Below are 21,334 nucleotides of genomic sequence, written 5' to 3'. Positions count from 1 at the left end.
GGATTTTAAAAGGAAACGATATGAAGAAATATATTTTTATGCGTGTATTGCGTTCATTGGTGTCTATCTTCTTGGTGACAACCTTGACCTACACGATTATCTATACGATGGTTCCGCGGAAATTGATTTTTAAGCAGGATACCAACTATAACAAGATTGCAACGACGCCTGATAAACGGGACAATTATGAAAATACCGTTTATGAGCGAATGGGCTATATCGAATATTACGATACGAAAGAGTTGCAGGAAAAAGCTAGCACGATGGACTCATCTGTAACAGTAGATGCCAATGAGACTAACAAGGCAATCTACGAAAAATACATCAACCAACTAGGAAATGGTTGGACGTTAGGTGTATTCTCAGAAAGTGGTCAATTCTATGCGACGCGTGAAATTCCAATTTTTGAACGTGTTTTCAAATTCTATGCCAACTTGATTGATGTTGATCATACAAACAAGATTCAAGACCCTGAAAATCCAAACTTGGAACGCTATCTTCGTTTTGAAAATGACCCTGCTATTGGTTGGTCATTGGTTGGTTCAGGTACAAAACATAAATACCTTTTGTATTTCAACAATCAATTCCCATTTGTACACCAAAACTTTGTGAACATTAACTTGGGAGACTCTTACCCAACTTATGCGAACACACCAGTGCTTCAAGTTATCACACAAGGTCAAGGACAAACTAAGACATCGGAAGTTCAATTCCCTACGGGTAAAAAGACTTCCTCTGTAGATATTTACTCTCGTACCTACAAGTCACCAAGTCAAGCAGATGCGCGTGAGGTAGCTAACTATGGTAAAGACGATCCATATACAGCTACAGAAAGCAATTATCAATATCCATCAATGATTGCAAGCTCGGCTGTTGCTGGTTTGATCGGTTTGATTATTTCTTATGCTATCGCAATTCCTCTTGGTTCTGCTATGGCTCGCCACAAGAATACTTGGATTGACAGCTTCTCTACAGGTGCCCTAACCTTCTTGCTTGCTCTTCCAACGATTGCCTTGGTTTACATCGTACGCTTGATTGGATCTTCGATCGGGCTTCCAGACTCATTCCCTATCTTGGGTGCTGGAGATTGGCGTTCTTATGTCTTGCCAGCAGTTATTCTAGGTTTGCTAGGAGCACCAAGTACGGCTATCTGGATCCGTCGTTATATGATTGACTTGCAATCTCAAGACTTTGTTCGTTTTGCGCGTGCAAAAGGTTTGTCTGAAAAAGAAATTTCAAACAAACACATCTTTAAAAATGCCATGGTTCCTTTGGTTTCAGGTATTCCTGGTGCCGTTATCGGGGTTATCGGTGGTGCAACATTGACAGAAACCGTCTTCGCCTTCCCAGGTATGGGTAAAATGTTGATTGACTCTGTTAAGGCATCAAACAACTCAATGGTAGTTGGTCTTGTCTTTATCTTTACATGTATCTCTATCTTCTCACTCTTTGTAGGAGATATCTGGATGACCATGCTTGATCCACGTATTAAATTGACAGAGAAAGGAGGCAAATAATGTCAACAATCGGAAAAGAAAAATTTCAGTTCGTAAAACGTGACGATTTTGCCTCTGAAACAATTGACGCCCCTGCCTATTCATACTGGGGTTCTGTATTTAGACAGTTTCTAAAGAAAAAATCAACAGTCGTTATGTTGGGGATTTTGGTTGCCATTATCTTGATGAGCTTTATTTATCCAATGTTCTCAGATTTTGACTTCAACGATGTAAGTAAGGTGAATGACTTTAGCGCTCGTTTTATCAAGCCCAATGCCGAACATTGGTTTGGTACAGATAGTAATGGTAAATCCTTGTTTGATGGGGTTTGGTTTGGTGCGCGTAACTCTATCCTTATCTCTGTAATTGCCACTTTTATCAACCTTGTAATTGGGGTCATTGTTGGTGGAATTTGGGGAATTTCAAAATCTGTTGACCGTGTCATGATGGAAGTTTATAACATTATTTCAAACATTCCATCTCTCTTGATTGTCATTGTCTTGACTTACTCAATCGGTGCTGGTTTCTGGAATCTGATTTTTGCCATGAGTGTGACAACTTGGATTGGGATTGCTTATATGATTCGTATCCAAATCATGCGTTACCGTGACTTGGAATACAACCTTGCTTCTCAAACACTTGGGACACCAACCTTTAAAATCATCGTTAAAAATATCATGCCACAATTGGTATCCGTTATTGTTTCTACGATGACCTTGATGTTGCCAAGCTTCATCTCTTATGAAGCCTTCCTTTCCTTCTTTGGATTGGGATTGCCTGTAACAGTGCCGAGTCTGGGACGCTTGATCTCAGATTACTCACAAAACGTTACGACCAACGCTTACTTGTTCTGGATTCCATTGACAACCTTGATCTTGGTATCTCTATCTCTCTTTGTTGTTGGTCAAAACCTAGCGGATGCTAGTGATCCACGTACACATAGATAGGAGTAGACATGACAAAAGAAAATAATGTAATTTTGACTGCTCGTGATATTGTCGTGGAATTTGACGTTCGTGACAAAGTTCTGACGGCTATCCGAGGAGTTTCTCTGGACCTTATTGAGGGAGAAGTTCTTGCCTTGGTAGGAGAGTCAGGTTCTGGTAAATCTGTATTAACAAAAACCTTTACAGGGATGTTAGAAGACAATGGACGTATTGCCCAAGGAAGTATCGACTATCGTGGACAAGACTTGACAGCCTTGACTTCTAACAAGGAATGGGAGAAGATTCGTGGTGCTAAAATTGCGACCATCTTCCAAGATCCTATGACAAGTTTGGACCCAATCAATACAATCGGTAGCCAAATCACTGAAGTTATCGTTAAACACCAAGGGAAAACAGCTAAGGAAGCCAAAGAGATGGCAATCGACTATATGAACAAGGTCGGAATCCCAGATGCTGAAAAACGTTTTGAAGAGTATCCTTTCCAATATTCTGGAGGGATGCGCCAACGTATCGTTATTGCGATTGCCCTTGCCTGTCGTCCAGATATCTTGATCTGTGACGAGCCAACAACGGCTCTTGATGTAACCATTCAAGCACAAATCATTGATTTGCTTAAAACTTTACAGAACGAGTACCACTTTACCATTATCTTTATCACCCATGACCTTGGTGTGGTAGCAAGTATTGCCGATAAGGTAGCGGTTATGTATGCTGGAGAAATTGTAGAATATGGAACTGTTGAGGAAGTTTTCTACGACCCACGTCATCCATATACTTGGAGTCTCTTGTCTAGCTTGCCTCAGCTTGCTGATGATAAAGGGGAATTGTACTCTATCCCAGGAACACCACCGTCTCTTTATACTGAGTTGAAAGGTGATGCCTTTGCCCTTCGTTCAGATTATGCGATGCAAATTGACTTTGAACAGAAAGCACCTCAGTTTTCAGTCACTGATACTCACTGGGCTAAGACTTGGTTGCTTCATGAGAATGCTCCTAAAGTTGAAAAACCTGGGGTCATCGCAGATTTGCATGACAAAATTCGTGATAAAATGGGCTTTGCTCATCTAGAAGACTAGGAGGAAGGAAATGTCTGAAAAATTAGTAGAAATTAAAGATTTAGAAATTTCCTTCGGTGAAGGAAGTAAGAAGTTTGTCGCGGTTAAAAACGCCAACTTCTTTATCAACAAGGGGGAAACTTTCTCTCTTGTAGGAGAGTCTGGTAGTGGGAAAACAACGATTGGTCGTGCTATTATTGGTCTAAATAATACCAGTAAAGGTGAGATCATCTTTGATGGTCATAAGATCAATGGAAAAAAATCTCATAAGGAATCCTCAGACTTGATCCGTCGTATCCAGATGATTTTCCAGGACCCTGCAGCCAGCTTGAATGAGCGTGCGACGGTTGACTATATCATCTCTGAAGGTCTTTACAACTATCACTTGTTCAAAGACGAAGAAGATCGTAAAGAAAAAGTTCAAAAGATGATTCATGAAGTTGGACTTTTGAAAGAACACTTGACCCGTTATCCACACGAGTTTTCTGGTGGTCAACGTCAGCGTATCGGGATTGCCCGTGCCCTTGTGATGGAACCTGATTTCGTTATTGCGGATGAGCCAATTTCAGCCTTGGACGTATCAGTGCGTGCGCAAGTCTTGAACTTGCTCAAGAAGTTCCAAAAAGAGTTGGGCTTGACCTATCTCTTTATCGCGCATGATTTGTCAGTTGTTCGCTTTATCTCAGATCGTATCGCGGTTATCTATAAGGGAGTTATCGTCGAAGTGGCGGAGACAGAGGAGTTGTTTAACAATCCTGTCCATCCATACACTCAAGCACTTCTATCTGCTGTACCGATTCCAGATCCAATCTTGGAACGCAAGAAGGTCTTGAAAGTTTACGATCCTAACCAACATGACTATGAGACAGATAAGCCATCTATGGTAGAAATTCGTCCAGGTCACTATGTTTGGGCTAACCAAGCGGAAGTTGCTCGTTACAAGAAAGCTCTTAAAGAATAAACAAATTAGGAGAGGATCGAAAGGTCTTCTCATTTTTAATAGAAAAATTCCCCTTCTACTAGCTTGTAAAAGGGGAAATGTATTATAATTAGCGTTTAGACCAAGTGCGTTTCATAAAGAGTAGCAAAATTGGGTATATCTCTAAGCGACCTGCAATCATTGCAAAGGAGAGGAGGATTTTAGAGATGGGACTAAAGATGGCAAAACTCGAGGTTGTACCTAGAATAGGTCCGATATTGTTAAAACAGCTGAAGACAGCACTGGTCACGACTAGAAAATCATTGCTATCAAGACTGACGATAAAGATGAGAGAGAGTATAATCATCACGTAGATGGCAAAATATTTAAGAATCTTGTGCTGGGTATCCTTGTCAATCACAGTTTTGTTGACATGTAGAGTCAAGACACGGTGAGGGGATAAGATGGACAAAATCTGATTTTTAGCAATTTTTGAGAGGATGAGTCCTCTGATCACTTTGAGACCACCTGCAGTTGAGCCAGCCGATCCACCGATTCCCATGAGGAAGAGGAGGATAAATTGGGAGAAGAGGGGCCAGTTGGTAATATCTCCGTAACCAAAACCTGTTGTCGTGATGATATTGGAAACCTGGAAGAAGGCCATTTCAACACTTTTAGAGACACCTTGGTAGAGGTGGAGCGTATTAAGAGTAATCAAGCCGGTAGACACTAGGACAATGATCACATAAGCTCGCAGTTCTTCATCTCCAAAGAAAGCCTTAATCCGACGGAGCATGAGGTAGTAGTAGAGATTGAAGTTAACCCCAAAAACCAACACTCCGATACTAACTAGATAGGTGATGAGTGAGCTACCGTAGTGGGCAATTCCGTCGTTATAGACGGTAAAGCCCCCAGTTCCGGCTGTTCCCATAGCGATGACAAAGCTATCAAACAAGGGCATACCTGCTAGATAGTAGATGACCACAAAAAGGGAGAAGAGAGCTAGATAAAGCAGATAGAGGATCTGGGCAGTGTTTTTTAGTTTGGATACGACCTTGCCAAAGACAGGACCAGGGACCTCTGCCTTCATTACTTCTAAGTGACTATTTTTGGCATTGTCCATAATGGCAAGTGCAAAGACGAGCACTCCCATCCCTCCAATTAAGTGGGTGAAACTTCTCCAGAAGAGGAGGGAACGAGTGAGAACGGAAACATCGTTCAGAATAGTTGCTCCTGTAGTCGTAAATCCAGAACTGATTTCAAAGAAGGCATCGATGACGCTTGGGATTTGTCCTGAAAAGACAAAGGGGAGGCCACCAAAGAAAGACCAGAGAATCCAACAGAGGGCAACGATTAAGACCCCTTCCTTGGCGTAAATCCGTTGATTTTTCGGTTTCCGTAAAACGCCAAGACCACCAAGAAGGACTAAAATTCCAATCGTAGTAAAAAGAGCTGTAAATACTTGGCTGGATTCTTGATAATAGGTCGCTACACTCACAGGCACTAGGAGTAGAATAGCCTCAATCAAGAGAAGTTTTGAGAGGAGGTAAAGAATCATACTTTTATTCATTTTTTACCTCTCAATCAAATCATAAATTTTGGTGATGTTTGGTAGCAGGGTAGTTACCAGTAACTTGTCTCCCACCTCAAGCATATCCTCTCCAGTAGGGAAGATTGTTTTTCCTTTTCGGATAATGGCTGCGATGAGAACACCTTTTTTTAATTTTAGATGCGAAAGTGGCTTGGCAGTCATTTTATTAGCTTCCTTGATATGGAATTGCAGGGTTTCAATTTGGCCATTTGCAAGATGGTGCATGGCTTGAAGGTCTGAGTATTGGGCGTTTACCCGACCACGGATAAAGTGCATAATGGCATCTACCGCGATGCTTTTTGGTGTAATGATACTTGAAAAATCAGGCGCATGGATGATTTCTAGGAGGCTAGTTCGGTTGACTTTGGTGATATTCTTATGGACGCCAACACGGTCAAGAAACATAGAGGTGATGATGTTTTCCTCATCAACCCCAGTTAAGGTTGCGACTGCATCATAGCTAGGAGCACTTTCTTCTAGTAAGATATCTTTGGCAGTTCCATCTCCTTGTACGATATAGAGATTTGGGAATTTTTCACTAAAGAAACGAGCTCTTTCAGGGTTAATCTCGATGACCTTGGTATCGATGCGGCTGTCTTTCAAAATGCCAAGTAGATAATAAGCGATTTTTCCAGCCCCAACGATAAGCAAGCTTTTCACTGCACGTGATTTGAAATAGTTGTGGAAAAGCATCATATCCACACGATTTCCCGTAACAAAAATCCTATCCTTGTCCTGGATAGTGACATCACCACTTGGAATCATGAGTTGATGGTCTCTTTCCATAGCACAGACAATGATGTTGCCAAATTTTTTACGGAAGTCTGAGATTGGCATTTGACAGAGCCCGCTAGAATCTTTGATAACAAACTCCATCAGGCTGACACGACCTCCGGCAAAACGCTCAACTGAGAGGGCATTAGGGAAATCGATGATATTTGAGATGGCACGAGCTGCTAAGAGTTCTGGATTAACGATAAGTGAAAATCCAAGAATATTTTTCTCTTTGAAATAGGCATTGGAGTATTCAGGATTTCGCACTCGAACGATAGTTTCTTTAGCGCCCATTTTTTTAGCTAGTACCGCTGAAATCATATTCACTTCATCGTATTCAGTTAGAGCGATAAAGATATCACACTCTTGGACACCGGCTTGCTCTAAGATAGTAAAGTCTGCACCATTTCCAAGGAGGCCCATGATATCAAAGCGGCTGACAATATGGTTGAGGACAGCCTCATCTTGTTCTATGAGGACAACGTCATGTTTTTCTGCGACCAGTGAACGACAGAGGGCAAAACCGACTTTCCCTCCACCAACAAGGACAATTTTCATATAAAAAACCTACTTTTTCATGATGTAACTATCATACCCTTTTTTAGCAAAAAATGCACTTGTCAAGCCGATTTTTAGGAGGAGAAAGGGCTTTTTCAAGTTTTTGAAGATAAATATGCTTAACCTCTATAACAACGTCTCTGATTTGAAGTGATTTTACTCTTTTACTATCCCTTTTCGGAAATGGAATGACCAAACATGAAAATATCATCAAAAAAAGTAAAAAAATCAAGTCGTTTCTATTGACATTGATTCTGAAAGTGTTATACTAAGAAAGTAGTTTCGCTGATTTACTTCAAACCTGTTGTGAGGTAAGTTAACGACGCCTTAACCACGCTGTTTGCTGAGCTTGACTCCGGGCAGTGTGGCTATTTTTTTGCAATGATAAAAGGAAGCCAATTATGACAAATCACATTGTATTATTTGAACCTCAGATTCCACAAAATACTGGTAACATCGCGCGTACCTGTGCTGCGACCAATTCTCCCCTCCACATCATCAAGCCAATGGGCTTTCCCATTGATGACCGCAAGATGAAGCGAGCAGGTTTGGATTATTGGGATAAGTTAGAGATTCATTTTTATGATAACTTGGCAGATTTTATGTCTCAGATGAAAGGACAAGTTTACCTGATTTCGAAATTTGCTGAAAAAGTTTATTCTGAGGCAGATTTAGCAAGCGATGAGGACCACTATTTTCTCTTTGGACGTGAGGATAAGGGTTTGCCAGAGGACTTTATGCGAGAACATCCTGAGAAAGCTCTCCGTATCCCTATGAATGATGAGCATGTTCGCAGTCTCAATGTTTCCAATACGGTCTGTATGATTGTCTATGAGGCTCTTCGCCAGCAACATTTTGCCGGTTTGGAGCTTGTTCACACTTATGAAGCAGATAAATTGAAATAAACAAAATGCTTGCGCTTGCAAGCGTTTTTTGTTATGATAAAAAGGTCTTCAGGGCAGGGTGAGATTCCCGACCGGCGGTAAATTTGACTAGCTATTTTAGCTTTCTCGTCGTTGTCTTGTCTCGATATACTTTAAGTATTATCTTCGACTGCGACGCCTAGATAAATCTAAAATATCTTAGCCAAATAAGTCCGCGAGCGCAAGCTGATGTGGTGCGATTCCACAACCGACAGTATAGTCTGGATGGGAGAAGACGAAAGAATAGCTTTGTCTGTTCGGATGAGTTTATAGATAAATTGCAACCGCTTACTCAAAAGAGTGAGGGGGAACTTTTGAGATATAAAAAGTGAGAATAGATAGAGGGATCCTTTCCAACTTCTTCTGATTTTATAGAAAATTGGAGGAACCTGTTATGACAAACACACGTCGACTTTCGACCATTGCGATTTTATCAGCCATCTCATTTGTGCTGATGTACTTTGACTTTCCGCTTTTACCAGCGGCGTCCTTCCTCAAGATCGAATTTAGTATCTTGCCAATCCTTGTGGGCTTGGTAGTGATGGACTTGCCTGCTGCCCTCGGAATTCTCTTGCTTCGCTCACTCTTGAAATTGCTTCTGAACAGTCAGGGAGTGAATACCTACATTGGGTTGCCAATGAATATCGTAGCTCTGGGAGTTTTTGTGATCGCCTTTGGTTTGATTTGGAAAAAGGAACGGACAACCCTTCGTTTCCTACTAGCATCTCTAGCGGGAACTATTGGATTGACTGCGGCTATGTTGGTTCTCAACTATGTCTATGCTGTTCCTTTGTACGCGAAGTTTGCCAACTTTGATATTGAAAAAATTATGGGACTTTCCAACTACCTCATGACCATGGTATTGCCTTTTAACTTGATTGAGGGTGTAATCTTTGCCATTTCATTCTGGTTGCTATACGTCCTCTTGAAACCCACCTTAAAACATTATGAGAGATAAACAAACATTTTTAATGAAGGGCAGTTTTGCCCTTTTACTTTTCGTCCTTCTTGGCTATATGGTTAAGTTCTATCCTGAAACGCTGGTCGGTTTTGATCAACCGATTCAGACTGCCCTTCGTGGGGACTTGCCAGATTATTTGACAGTTCTGTTCCGTGCTCTTACGCATTTGATTGATATCCCAGTAATCATCACCTGGGTTGCCATTGCAGCCTTTATCTTTTATCGTAAGCAGTGGAAGATAGAAAGCTTCTTCATGCTGGGGAATCTGGCCTTGGCAGGTCTTTTAATCGTGACCTTTAAAAATATCTACCAGCGCCCACGACCAGCTATTTTACACCTGGTTGAGGAGAAGGGATTTTCCTTCCCAAGTGGCCATTCTCTGGCTGTAACTTTGATGGTAGGCACTTTGATTGTCATTCTCAGTCAACGGATTAAAGATCCAGTCTGGAGAAAAATCGTGCAAATCCTGTTAGCTCTATATCTGGCTAGTGTGCTGGTATCAAGGGTCTATCTGGGAGTTCACTATCCATCAGACGTCCTTGCCAGTCTCTGTGTGGGCTTGGGAGTCCTGTTTATCGAGTTTCCTTTCTATGATAAGCTCCGCTTCCAATGGCGATTTAAAGGCAAGCAGAAGTGAGATAGGTCTTGCAAGAATGGTAAAAATCTGATAAACTAAGTAGTAATTGAATAGAAATCTGCAAGACTAGTAACTCAAGGGAAGTGAGACAGGGAGAAAGGACGTGACTGAAAGCCTTTTGCATGGAAGCTGAGCGAATTCACTTGCGCATGGATTTAGAAATGAAGGTCTGACTTGTCAGATGAAAACGGATGGTACCGCGTGTCAACGCTCCGAGTGGAGTTTTTGACATGTGGTTTTCTTTTTATCTACGAGCGACTGATGGAGGAATTATGTCAACTATTGAAGAACAATTAAAAGCGCTTCGCGAAGAAACGCTGGCTAGCTTGAAGCAGATTACTGCTGAAAATGAAAAAGAGATGCAAGAATTGCGTGTCTCTGTCCTTGGGAAAAAAGGTTCACTGACTGAAATCCTTAAAGGGATGAAGGATGTATCGGCTGAAATGCGCCCTGTCATCGGGAAACACGTCAATGAAGCTCGTGATGTCTTGACAGCAGCCTTTGAGGAAACAGCGAAACTCTTGGAAGAAAAGAAAGTCGCAGCTCAACTGGCTAGCGAGAGTATCGATGTGACACTTCCAGGTCGTCCGGTAGCTACTGGTCACCGTCACGTTCTCACACAAACCAGTGAGGAAATTGAAGATATTTTCATCGGTATGGGTTACCAAGTCGTGGATGGTTTTGAAGTGGAGCAAGACTACTATAACTTCGAGCGTATGAACCTTCCAAAAGATCACCCAGCTCGTGATATGCAGGATACTTTCTACATCACAGAAGAAATCTTGCTTCGTACTCACACGTCTCCAGTTCAGGCGCGTGCTATGGATGCTCATGATTTTTCAAAAGGTCCTTTGAAAATGATCTCACCAGGGCGTGTCTTCCGTCGTGATACGGACGATGCGACCCACAGCCACCAATTCCATCAAATCGAAGGTTTGGTTGTCGGGAAGAACATCTCTATGGCTGACCTTCAAGGTACGCTTCAACTGATCATTCAAAAAATGTTTGGTGAAGAGCGTCAAATTCGTTTGCGTCCATCTTACTTCCCATTCACAGAGCCATCTGTTGAGGTGGATGTTTCCTGCTTCAAGTGTGGTGGAGAAGGCTGTAACGTATGTAAGAAAACGGGTTGGATCGAAATTATGGGCGCCGGTATGGTTCACCCACGGGTCCTTGAGATGAGTGGTATTGATGCAACTGTTTACTCTGGTTTTGCCTTTGGTCTCGGACAAGAACGTGTAGCCATGCTCCGTTACGGAATCAACGATATCCGTGGCTTCTACCAAGGAGATGTCCGCTTTTCAGAACAATTTAAATAAGATTGAAACGCGAGGATATTTTATGATTTCGGAACAAAACTATAACAAACTTTTAGAGAAGTTTGGTGATATATCTTCATTTGCGATTTATAAAGAATCTAAAAATAATGATAAAGCAACATCTGAAAATATATCCTATGAAGAAGCTATTGAAAATCATCAAAAAGACTACATAAATCCTTCTAATATAATACTTATGGTAAACCCCTCTGCTAAAAGAGAACAATCCCCTGATAGTAATTTTTCTTCATTTCATCATTCAAATATTAATGATCGTCATTTAAGATTCTTAACTATGAAAACAAGTACATTTTGGAGGAATCTATACGGATCATATGTAACTGATCTATTTTCTGATGTTGTCGAATCTGTAATGGATAATTTAATTTCGGCAGTAAAGGATGATAATAAAAAGGACTACAGAAAACAATCGTATAAAAAATTAATCGAACAATTAGAAATATTGTCCCAGGATTCAAAAGAAGAAAAGTTAAATATATATGTTTGTGGTGCTTTGTCGAAGAGTAAGCGTAAAGATTTTATTTTTTTTATAGAAGAATTAATAGAAGAAATTTCAGAAAACTCAGATTTAAATATTGAACTTAGTTTTTATGCTGTTTATCATCCTGGTTATCAAAATTTAAAAAAATTAATTCAAGGTGGTTGTGAAAAAATAGTTAAGCATTCTATGAAGGTTGAATGAAATAGTTCTTAATTGGGAAGTTAAGTTTTACTATTTAAATGTAACTTTATAGAAAGAGTTTGTTCACAGAGTTGTGGCTAAAAACTTTTATTCTATAGAGATGGTAAGAGATAAGAGCTCTTCCTAAGACAGCCTCGGGCTGGAAAACACAAAATGAAAGGATCTAAACGAGGGCCAAAAGAAATCTAGGAAAGTCATCTAGATTTCAGCATAGCCCTTGGTATCTTACATATGTTAGTTAGTTATAAATGGTTAAAAGAGTTGGTGGACGTTGATGTGCCATCACAAGAGTTGGCTGAAAAAATGTCAACCACAGGGATCGAGGTAGAAGGTGTCGAATCACCTGCTGCCGGTCTCTCAAAAATTGTCGTCGGTGAGGTCTTGTCTTGCGAAGATGTGCCAGAAACTCATCTCCATGTTTGTCAGGTTAACATTGGTGAAGAAGAAGCCCGTCAAATTGTCTGTGGTGCCCCAAATGTGCGTGCAGGTATCAAGGTCATGGTGGCACTTCCGGGAGCTCGTATCGCTGATAATTACAAGATCAAAAAAGGGAAAATCCGTGGCTTGGAGTCACTTGGAATGATTTGTTCACTTGGTGAATTAGGCATTTCTGACTCCGTTGTACCTAAGGAATTTGCAGATGGTATCCAAATCTTGCCAGAAGATGCTGTTCCAGGCGAGGAAGTCTTCTCATATCTGGACTTGGATGATGAAATCATCGAACTTTCCATCACTCCAAACCGTGCGGACGCCCTTTCTATGCGTGGGGTAGCGCACGAAGTGGCAGCCATCTATGACAAGGCGGTCAGCTTTAAAGAATTTACTCTTTCAGAAACAGACCAAGTTGCGGCAGATGCCCTTTCTGTCAGCATTGACACAAACAAGGCGCCTTACTATGCCGCTCGTATCTTGGACAATGTGACAATCGCACCAAGTCCACAGTGGTTGCAAAACCTCCTCATGAACGAAGGTATCCGTCCTATCAACAACGTAGTGGATGTGACAAATTACATCCTACTCTACTTTGGTCAACCTATGCATGCCTTTGACTTGGATACCTTTGAAGGGACTGACATCCGTGTACGTGAAGCGCGTGCTGGTGAAAAATTGGTGACCTTGGATGGGGAAGAACGTGAGTTGGAAGCAAGTGACCTCGTGATTACTGTTGCTGACAAACCAGTAGCCCTTGCAGGTGTCATGGGTGGTCAAGCAACAGAAATCTCTGAAAAATCTAGTCGTGTTGTCCTTGAAGCAGCTGTTTTCAATGGCAAATCTATCCGTAAGACCAGCGGTCGCCTCAACCTTCGTTCAGAGTCTTCTTCTCGTTTTGAAAAAGGCATTAATGTGGCAACCGTTAATGAAGCCCTTGATGCGGCGGCAAGTATGATTGCGGAACTTGCAGGTGCGACGGTGCGTAAAGGCATTGTTTCAGCAGGGGAACTTGATACTTCTGATGTAGAAGTTTCTTCAACTCTTGCAGATGTCAACCGCGTCCTTGGAACGGAGCTTTCCTACGCGGATGTAGAAGATGTCTTCCGTCGTCTTGGCTTTGGTCTTTCTGGAAATGCAGACAGCTTTACCGTCAGCGTCCCACGTCGTCGTTGGGATATCACCATCGAGGCAGACCTCTTTGAAGAAATCGCTCGTATCTATGGTTATGACCGCTTGCCAACCAGCCTTCCAAAAGATGATGGTACAGCTGGTGAATTGACAGCGACACAAAAATTGCGCCGTCAAGTTCGTACTATCGCTGAAGGGGCAGGCTTGACAGAGATCATCACCTACGCTCTAACAACTCCTGAAAAAGCAGTTGAGTTTACGGCTCAACCAAGCAACCTTACAGAACTTATGTGGCCAATGACAGTAGATCGTTCCGTTCTCCGTCAAAATATGGTCTCAGGTATCCTTGATACAGTTGCCTACAACGTAGCGCGTAAGAATAAAAACTTGGCTCTTTACGAGATTGGAAAAGTCTTTGAACAAACAGGCAATCCCAAAGAAGACCTACCAAATGAAATCAACAGCTTTGCCTTTGCCTTGACAGGCTTGGTTGCAGAAAAAGACTTCCAAACAGCAGCGGTTCCAGTTGATTTCTTCTATGCTAAGGGAATCCTGGAAGCCCTCTTTGCTCGTTTGGGACTCCAAGTAACTTATACGGCAACAGCTGAAATTGCTAGCCTTCACCCAGGACGTACAGCTGTGATTTCACTCGGTGACCAAGTTCTTGGTTTCCTTGGCCAAGTACATCCAGTCACTGCTAAGGCTTACGATATCCCAGAAACCTATGTAGCGGAGCTCAACCTTTCAGCTATCGAAGCTGCGCTCCAACCGGCTGCTCCATTTGTTGAAATTACCAAATTCCCAGCAGTTAGCCGTGATATTGCTCTACTTCTCAAGGCAGAAATTAGCCATCAAGAAGTTGTAGACGCAATCCAAGCTGCAGGTGTGAAACGATTGACAGACATCAAACTCTTTGACGTCTTCTCAGGTGAAAAATTGGGACTTGGCATGAAGTCAATGGCTTATAGCCTAACCTTCCAAAATCCAGAAGAGAGCTTGACAGACGAAGAAGTCGCACGCTATATGGAAAAAATCCAAGCTTCTCTCGAAGAAAAAGTCCATGCAGAAGTGCGTTAACTCATCAATCCATCCTTCGGGGTGGATTTTTAGTTTCAAGAAGACAGTTCAGGATCAAAAATGAACAATTGGGGAGTAAAAGCCCTCAGCTATACTTTATTGGGTTATAATTGATCTATCACTTGGGTACTCAAAAATCTTAGAGAGTTTAGTTTTTAAGGAAGGATGAACAAGATAAAAATGTACATAAATCCTTGTAAAGGCTATCAAAAAGGAGTATAATAAGTGCAACATATTTCGGAGGTGGAAGATGCTAGAAGTAAGAAATCTAGAGAAAAGTTTCGGTTCCAAGCAAGTCTTGTTTGGTGTAGATTTTCAGGCAAGTCCAGGACGGATTCTGGGGCTGGTCGGGAAAAATGGTTCTGGGAAAACAACGATTTTCCACAGTATTTTGAAATTTTTAGACTATCAAGGAGAGAACAGTCTGGATGGACAGGAGATTCGCCAGGAAACCTATGCTCGAATTGGTTATCTGCCTGAGGAACGCAGTCTTATGCCCAAGTTGACAGTTCTTGAGCAAGTTCGCTACCTGGCTACTCTAAAAGGCATGGATGCTAAGGAGGTCAAGGAAAAACTCCCTCAATGGATGGAAAAACTGGAAGTTAAGGGGAAATTGACTGACAAAATTAAGAGTCTCTCAAAAGGAAATCAGCAGAAAATCCAGTTGATTATCACCCTAATCCATGAACCGGACTTGATTATCCTGGATGAGCCCTTTAGTGGTCTGGATCCAGTCAATACCGAGTTGCTCAAGCAGGTCATCTTAAAAGAAAAAGAGCGTGGTGCGACCATTATCTTTTCAGACCATGTCATGACCAATGTCGAGGAGCTTTGCGATGATATTCTCATGATTCGAGATGGGCGTGTGGTCTTGCATGGACCAGTCCAAGAAGTTCGCAATCAATACGGTAAAACGCGTCTCTTTGTTTCAAGTGAACGAAGCAAGGAAGAACTGGAAAGTCTTCCTCATGTCAAACAGGTGAGCTTGACCAAGCAAGGCAGTTGGAAATTGATCTTAGATGATGAGAGCGCTGGAAGGGAACTCTTCCCAATCCTCACTCAAGGTCAATACATCGCGACCTTTGACCAACAAGCTCCAACAATCGATGAAATCTTTAAACTAGAATCAGGGGTGGAAGTATGAGAAATATGTGGGTAGTTATTAAAGAAACTTATCTGCGACATGTCAAGTCCTGGAGTTTCTTCTTTATGGTGATTTCGCCGTTCCTCTTTTTAGGTTTGTCTGTAGGAATCGGATATCTCCAAAATTCTTCGATGGCTAAAAATAGCAAGGTAGCAGTGGTGACAACTGTACCATCTGTAACAGAAGGGCTCAAGGGTACCAATGGGATTAACTTTGACTATCAGGATGAAGCCAGTGCCCAAGCCGCCATCAAGGATGAAAAAATCAAGGGTTATCTAACTATTGATCAAGAGGACAGTGTCCTCAAAGCTGTTTACCATGGTGAAACTTCGCTTGAAACAGGTATCAAGCTAGCAGTAACCAATAAACTCAATGAACTTCAATACCAACTCAATCGCTCGGCAGCTAATTTGTCTCAAGAACAGGAAAAACTCCTGGCTCAGACTGTTGACTTTACTGAGAAGATTGACGAATCCAAAGAAAATAAAAAGATGGTCCAAACCATTGCGGCTGCAGGTCTCGGTTTCTTCCTTTATATGATTTTGATTACCTATGCTAGTGTCACTGCTCAGGAAGTGGCTAGTGAAAAAGGAACCAAAATCATGGAAGTGGTCTTCTCTAGTATCCGAGCTAGCCATTATTTCTACGCTCGCATGATTGCCTTGCTTCTTGTGATTTTGACTCATGTTGGGATTTACGTAGTGGGTGGAGTTGCTGCGCTACTTCTCTTCAAAGATCTCCCTATCTTGGCCCAGTCTGGTATTTTAAACCACTTGGGAGAGGCCTTCTCGCTCAATACTTTATTGTTTGTCTTAGTGAGCCTCTTTATGTATGTTGTTTTGGCAGCCTTTCTAGGTTCCATGGTTTCTAGGCCTGAGGATTCAGGAAAGGCCTTGTCGCCATTGATGATTTTGATTATAGCCGGATTTGTCGGTGTAACCTCTCTAGGTGCTGCTGGTGACAATTTGGTTCTGAAAATTGGGTCTTACATTCCCTTTATTTCGACCTTCTTTATGCCATTTAGAGCCATTAATGGGTATGCAAGTGATTTAGAGTCCTGGATTTCATTAGCGATTACAGTCGTTTTTGCAGTGACTGCAACGGTCTTTATCGGCCGCATGTATGCCAGCCTAGTCCTTCAGACAGATGACCTAGGCTTATGGAAAAGCTTTAAACGTGCCTTAGCTTACAAATAGGAGAGCCTCGCGAAAGCGAGGTTTTTCTAGACTTTAAACGGGAAAATAGATAAAATTATTTTTTATATCTATTGACTTTTAGTAGTAAAATTTGGTATGATAGTAGACGGTATTGTTTACCCCATTTGTAAGGCCCCGGAACCTTTCAAATACCCCGCGGACCGGAACATCCGCCCAGTAAACAAAAACGATATTCATATAGGAGAAATCATGAACAAAACTACATTCATGGCTAAACCAGGCCAAGTAGAACGCAAATGGTACGTTGTTGACGCAACTGATGTACCTCTTGGACGCCTTTCAGCAGTTGTTGCTAGCGTACTTCGCGGAAAAAACAAACCAACATTTACACCACACACTGATACAGGTGACTTCGTAATCGTTATCAATGCTGAAAAAGTTAAATTGACTGGTAAAAAAGCATCTGATAAGATCTATTACACTCACTCAAATCACCCAGGTGGATTGAAACAAATCTCTGCTGGTGAACTTCGTTCTAAAAATGCAGTACGTTTGATCGAAAAATCAGTTAAAGGTATGCTTCCACACAATACTCTTGGCCGCGCTCAAGGTATGAAATTGAAAGTATTCGTTGGAGCTGAGCACACTCACGCTGCACAACAACCAGAAGTTCTTGATATTTCAGGACTTATCTAAGGAAAGGAACAATAAAGTATGTCACAAGCACAATATGCAGGTACTGGACGTCGTAAAAACGCTGTTGCACGCGTTCGCCTTGTTCCAGGAACTGGTAAAATCACTGTTAACAAAAAAGATGTTGAAGAGTACATCCCACACGCTGACCTTCGTCTTGTAATCAACCAACCATTCGCAGTTACTTCAACTGTAGGTTCATACGACGTTTTCGTTAACGTTGTAGGTGGTGGATACGCTGGTCAATCAGGAGCTATCCGTCATGGTATCGCTCGTGCCCTTCTTCAAGTAGACCCAGACTTCCGCGATTCATTGAAACGCGCAGGACTTCTTACACGTGACTCACGTAAGGTTGAGCGTAAGAAACCAGGTCTTAAGAAAGCTCGTAAAGCATCACAATTCTCAAAACGTTAATCAACACGATTATATCAACGTTTCAAAGCACTCAAAAGTTTACCTTATGGGTGCTTTTTTGATAAAAAATTGCTTTGGTAATCTTTCGAAATTCGGTTTTTAGGGTAAATTTGAAGTTGAATAATAAATCTAGTTTAATTTAGCTTTATCTGGATATTCAGCGAACTTTATAATTGACTGTTTTTCACCAGTTTTTGTGGCATAGCGACATCAAAAGCGGGAACCATTACGACTGGTAGAAGCAGGCGTCACATCGGGAAAACTTTACAGAAATTAGCAGTTCAAGGACTCTTTAATTGGTATGGCAATAGTAAAAATGATAAAAATCAATACTATACTCTTGCTCTGAATAGCAATTTCTTTATACTTGGAATGCAGTAGAACGCAGTGCAGAGGATATACCTATGGTGAAAATTAAGAAGAATATTGATGAATTTGAGGAATATTGGAATGATCAACTTAGTTATCTAAATCGTTCAATTGGTTATTTTGATGAAGGAAATGAAACTGAAGCGAGGCGAATTGCTAGTAGTTTGAGAATTTTGTTGCATCAAACAAAGTTTTCACAATCTCTAGTTAGACAGTTAAATCGGTGTTTACTCTACCTCTCGTCCAGTTATTTGTATACTCCTTCAAATTTACTTTCAACATGGACTCTCCTAGTCTTAGAGATGAAAGATAATCAGTTAACTTATAAGCCTAATTTGGACTTTTTTGAAAAAGGTAAGCGTCTATTCTATTTAACATTTGAAGATTGGTGGAATGAAATAATATTCGACGATAAACAAAATGTCTTCACAAGAAAAGATATTGTGCTTTTTGTCGCTAATAATGATGGTGGAGCACATGTCGACCCGGAAATAAAGGAGTCATTTGCTCTCCTTACAAAATATAATTCTCTTGGACTTACAGATACTTATGAGAATTCTCCATTATCAAATCCTATTTACCAAGCAGTCCGAGTAATTGCTGAAGAATTTTTGCTAAGTGTTGCTATAAGTTCTTCAGGCTTAAAAAATCGTAGACAATATAAAGAAAGAAAATTTGAAATGAGGTTTATTGATGATAAGCGTAGGTATAAGTGGTCTACTACAGATATAAATTGCTCTAGTGAAACAATGAAGATTGTGAATAGTCATAAAGTAGAGGCAAGAAAATTATATAGACAAGAGTTTGGAAATGGAATGGTTGTCGAGTATATTGGGAAATAAACGAAATGTATAAAGTTCTATAGTTTTGATTGTAATAAAAATGATAAATCATACCCGTTTGATACTTAAAGTCATCGAAAACAATCCATTCCAACAACGACTTATCTATATACATTCTTCAATCACATAAGCTCCGAAAACAGATTTTTTGATAATCTAATGGTAATCCATTATTTGTAGAATTAGGTTATAAGTGTTCTTATTTGATGATAGTAGGTTTTGAAAGCTTGATTTAATAATCTTTTACAGATATTTTTCTTAGGTCATCCAAAACCAGGTCTTAAGAAAGCTCGTAAAGCATCACAATTTAGTAAACGTTAATTCGAAAGAATTACTATACTTACAAAGACCACCTTTCGGGGTGTTCTTTTTTTATTGACACCTTGTAGATTTTTAATTAGGAATCTCATTGAATGCTATCAGGTAATTGAAAAAATTCATCGATAATATCCTATTCTTCATACTTTAGTCTAATACCTATTCTAATACATATAATGTAAAAAAACTCTAGCTATCAGGTCGTTGATAGTTAGAGTTTTTTACTATTCATATGATTTAATTAGATTAAATAAGGCCTCTACTTCTGATGACGGCGTAGCTGATTTAAGGTAAGCGTAATAAACTGTAAATGTTATCTGGTCCTCCGGTATTAGAGGGATTTTTATTAAATCATCATCTTCATCAGAAAGTGCGATATCAGCCAGTAAACTAAGGCCGATACCTTTCTTTAAAAGTTCTTTAAGAATGACAATGTCGTCACTCTTAAAGAATATTTCTGCCTTGTTTTGATACTTCTGATTAAGTAGTTCAAAAGCTTTCAGGTGAACAAAGTGTTCGTCTAAAAGGATGAAGGATTGCTCTACTAATTCTTCAAAAGCGAGGGAAGGAGCAGTAGCAAGAGGATGGTTCTTAGATAAAACGACATATAGTTCTTTTTGAAAGAGTTCATGCGTCTCTAATGAAGGATGATTGAGTGGTTCAATCAAACCGAGTAGGCTTGCATCAAGGTCCCCCTTGAGGAGAAGGTTTAATAACTCTACGGAGCCACCGCGGATAGGGCGCACTTTTTTTAAAAAATCGAATTTATCTTTTTCCTTCAAGGCAGCAAAGAGATACTGAATGATAATAGGAGGGAATCCGACAGTAGAGTAATGTGCCAAGGAGCGATTAATTTCTTTGTGAGCAGAACTGACTTCAGGTAAGATCCGATCTGTATGCTTTAGAAGGATCCGTCCTTGAGTAGTTAGTTTGAAGGAGCGATGCGAGGGATCGTGGTGAATCAATTTGCAATTAAAGGAGTCCTCTAAGCGCTTGATAGCATAAGAAATAGATGGTTGGCTGACTTTGTGTTGTTTTGCTACTTCTGTATAGGATTGAAGCTGGCAGAGGTCATAAAAATATTGTAGATCTTTTAAATTCATATGGGCTCACTTTCATTAGTTGGAGAAGGAAAATAAGTGGAAATCACCGGATAAATAATTTTTATCCGTATCCCACAATTTGACTATACGAGTATTCACCAGTTAAAATGTAAGTGAGTCAGGGATATCAGAGGTTATCTAAGATACTTTCGAAAATGCTTAACATCTTTTCTCGTTTTCCAACAGGGAGCTGTTTAACCTTCATGTTGATTCTTTTGAGTGAAAGATTGTCAGTCTTATCAGAGGTTGATTCAAGGCTATCAAAATTGAAAAATTCCTCTGGGGTCATCTCTAGGGCGTCAATCACTTTTTCAAGACTGTGAATGGTCAGATTCACGTTTTGGTTTTCGAGTTGGTTGATATACTTAAGCCCGAGTCCCGCTTGTTCCGAAAGTTCTTCCTGGCTCATTTTATTCTGTGTTCGAAAATATTTCACTTTTTGGGAAATATATTGTTGTAAATAGTTTTTAGTTGTCATATAAATAGAATACAAGTTTTGTATGACAAAAAAACACCTTAAAAAATACAAAGTATTACATAACAAACTTATAGGATATTTATTTTAATTAGGATTGCCAATTTGTATGATTAGTTTCTTTTAGTCGAAAATTTTAGTAAAGAGTGATTCTCAATATTAGTATTTTAAGTATCAAAAGGCTTATTAGAAATTGTTCTCGTAGACCCATTATAACATATGCGTAGACGGATGTATTTTTTAAACAACAAAGTTTACCAAACAATTCGTTTTAAGTGGTATAATATAAGTAAAAAGGA

19 protein-coding genes and 1 riboswitch are annotated in these 21,334 nt (G+C 40.4%); of the genes, 15 read left to right on the top strand and 4 right to left on the bottom strand.

Features of this window, described 5'->3' with window-relative positions; translation table 11 throughout:
* Window positions 1-20: 20 nt before the first annotated feature.
* Genes K1I53_RS07135 through K1I53_RS07120 form a run of 4 tightly spaced genes read left to right on the top strand, consistent with a single transcriptional unit; the run spans window position 21 to window position 4,459 of the window.
* Window positions 21-1,517 (top strand): ABC transporter permease, encoded by a 1,497-nt coding sequence (locus K1I53_RS07135; RefSeq protein WP_223328877.1) that lies wholly within the window; start codon window positions 21-23, stop codon window positions 1,515-1,517.
* Entirely contained in the window at window positions 1,517-2,443 is a 927-nt protein-coding gene (gene oppC, locus K1I53_RS07130; RefSeq protein ID WP_084948444.1) for an oligopeptide ABC transporter permease OppC, read from the top strand. The genes K1I53_RS07135 and oppC overlap by 1 nt, the downstream gene beginning before the upstream one ends.
* A gap of 8 nt (window positions 2,444-2,451) precedes the next feature.
* On the top strand, window positions 2,452-3,519 hold the full coding sequence (locus K1I53_RS07125) for an ABC transporter ATP-binding protein (protein ID WP_049479470.1): 1,068 nt from the start codon (window positions 2,452-2,454) through the stop codon (window positions 3,517-3,519).
* 10 nt (window positions 3,520-3,529) lie between these two features.
* The gene (locus K1I53_RS07120) at window positions 3,530-4,459 is read left to right on the top strand and encodes an ATP-binding cassette domain-containing protein (RefSeq protein WP_084921570.1); all 930 of its coding nucleotides are present in this window, start codon (window positions 3,530-3,532) and stop codon (window positions 4,457-4,459) included.
* Window positions 4,460-4,547: 88 nt separating this feature from the next.
* Here the strand turns inward: K1I53_RS07120 and K1I53_RS07115 are convergent, their stop codons facing one another.
* On the bottom strand, window positions 4,548-5,987 hold the full coding sequence (locus tag K1I53_RS07115; protein ID WP_223328876.1) for a TrkH family potassium uptake protein: 1,440 nt from the start codon (window positions 5,985-5,987) through the stop codon (window positions 4,548-4,550).
* Between the two features lie 3 nt (window positions 5,988-5,990).
* Window positions 5,991-7,340, bottom strand: a complete 1,350-nt coding sequence (gene trkA, locus K1I53_RS07110) for a Trk system potassium transporter TrkA (protein ID WP_223328875.1) — start codon at window positions 7,338-7,340, stop codon at window positions 5,991-5,993.
* Between the two features lie 401 nt (window positions 7,341-7,741).
* Between trkA and K1I53_RS07105 the strand changes: the two genes are divergently transcribed.
* From K1I53_RS07105 to K1I53_RS07055, 11 genes are all read left to right on the top strand, one after another.
* On the top strand, window positions 7,742-8,245 hold the full coding sequence (locus K1I53_RS07105; protein WP_000181359.1) for a tRNA (cytidine(34)-2'-O)-methyltransferase: 504 nt from the start codon (window positions 7,742-7,744) through the stop codon (window positions 8,243-8,245).
* Window positions 8,246-8,285: 40 nt separating this feature from the next.
* Window positions 8,286-8,504: riboswitch (FMN riboswitch) on the top strand.
* Window positions 8,505-8,657: 153 nt separating this feature from the next.
* A complete protein-coding gene (locus tag K1I53_RS07100) occupies window positions 8,658-9,221 on the top strand; it encodes an ECF transporter S component (protein WP_000185818.1) in 564 nt (187 codons plus the stop codon).
* Window positions 9,211-9,861, top strand: a complete 651-nt coding sequence (locus tag K1I53_RS07095) for a phosphatase PAP2 family protein (protein WP_033630753.1) — start codon at window positions 9,211-9,213, stop codon at window positions 9,859-9,861. The genes K1I53_RS07100 and K1I53_RS07095 overlap by 11 nt, the downstream gene beginning before the upstream one ends.
* A gap of 272 nt (window positions 9,862-10,133) precedes the next feature.
* Complete coding sequence (pheS, locus tag K1I53_RS07090; protein WP_000103746.1) at window positions 10,134-11,180, top strand: phenylalanine--tRNA ligase subunit alpha; 1,047 nt, start codon at window positions 10,134-10,136, stop codon at window positions 11,178-11,180.
* Between the two features lie 22 nt (window positions 11,181-11,202).
* Window positions 11,203-11,883, top strand: a complete 681-nt coding sequence (locus tag K1I53_RS07085; protein ID WP_000622617.1) for a hypothetical protein — start codon at window positions 11,203-11,205, stop codon at window positions 11,881-11,883.
* A gap of 231 nt (window positions 11,884-12,114) precedes the next feature.
* Window positions 12,115-14,520: a phenylalanine--tRNA ligase subunit beta gene (pheT, locus tag K1I53_RS07080; protein ID WP_000961573.1), complete on the top strand. Its 2,406-nt coding sequence runs from the start codon at window positions 12,115-12,117 to the stop codon at window positions 14,518-14,520.
* 250 nt (window positions 14,521-14,770) lie between these two features.
* Window positions 14,771-15,664: an ABC transporter ATP-binding protein gene (locus tag K1I53_RS07075; protein WP_061454410.1), complete on the top strand. Its 894-nt coding sequence runs from the start codon at window positions 14,771-14,773 to the stop codon at window positions 15,662-15,664.
* A complete protein-coding gene (locus K1I53_RS07070) occupies window positions 15,661-16,860 on the top strand; it encodes an ABC transporter permease (protein WP_061454409.1) in 1,200 nt (399 codons plus the stop codon). The genes K1I53_RS07075 and K1I53_RS07070 overlap by 4 nt, the downstream gene beginning before the upstream one ends.
* Window positions 16,861-17,070: 210 nt before the next feature.
* Window positions 17,071-17,517, top strand: coding sequence for a 50S ribosomal protein L13 (gene rplM / locus K1I53_RS07065; protein WP_061418105.1), 447 nt, complete (start codon window positions 17,071-17,073; stop codon window positions 17,515-17,517).
* Between the two features lie 18 nt (window positions 17,518-17,535).
* Window positions 17,536-17,928, top strand: coding sequence for a 30S ribosomal protein S9 (gene rpsI / locus K1I53_RS07060; protein WP_000075973.1), 393 nt, complete (start codon window positions 17,536-17,538; stop codon window positions 17,926-17,928).
* Between the two features lie 404 nt (window positions 17,929-18,332).
* Entirely contained in the window at window positions 18,333-19,139 is an 807-nt protein-coding gene (locus tag K1I53_RS07055; RefSeq protein WP_223328874.1) for a hypothetical protein, read from the top strand.
* A gap of 542 nt (window positions 19,140-19,681) precedes the next feature.
* Here the strand turns inward: K1I53_RS07055 and K1I53_RS07050 are convergent.
* Together K1I53_RS07050 and K1I53_RS07045 are read right to left on the bottom strand one after the other, a co-directional pair.
* Window positions 19,682-20,560: a LysR family transcriptional regulator gene (locus K1I53_RS07050; protein WP_061454407.1), complete on the bottom strand. Its 879-nt coding sequence runs from the start codon at window positions 20,558-20,560 to the stop codon at window positions 19,682-19,684.
* Between the two features lie 127 nt (window positions 20,561-20,687).
* Window positions 20,688-21,038: a helix-turn-helix domain-containing protein gene (locus K1I53_RS07045; protein WP_061454406.1), complete on the bottom strand. Its 351-nt coding sequence runs from the start codon at window positions 21,036-21,038 to the stop codon at window positions 20,688-20,690.
* Between the last annotated feature and the right edge of the window lie 296 nt (window positions 21,039-21,334).

The sequence above is a fragment of the Streptococcus oralis genome (assembly GCF_019929365.1).
GTDB classification, from domain to species: Bacteria; Bacillota; Bacilli; order Lactobacillales; family Streptococcaceae; genus Streptococcus; species Streptococcus oralis_BT.
Note: the sequence above shows the minus strand (reverse complement) of the source record. Positions and strands in the feature narration are given on the sequence as shown.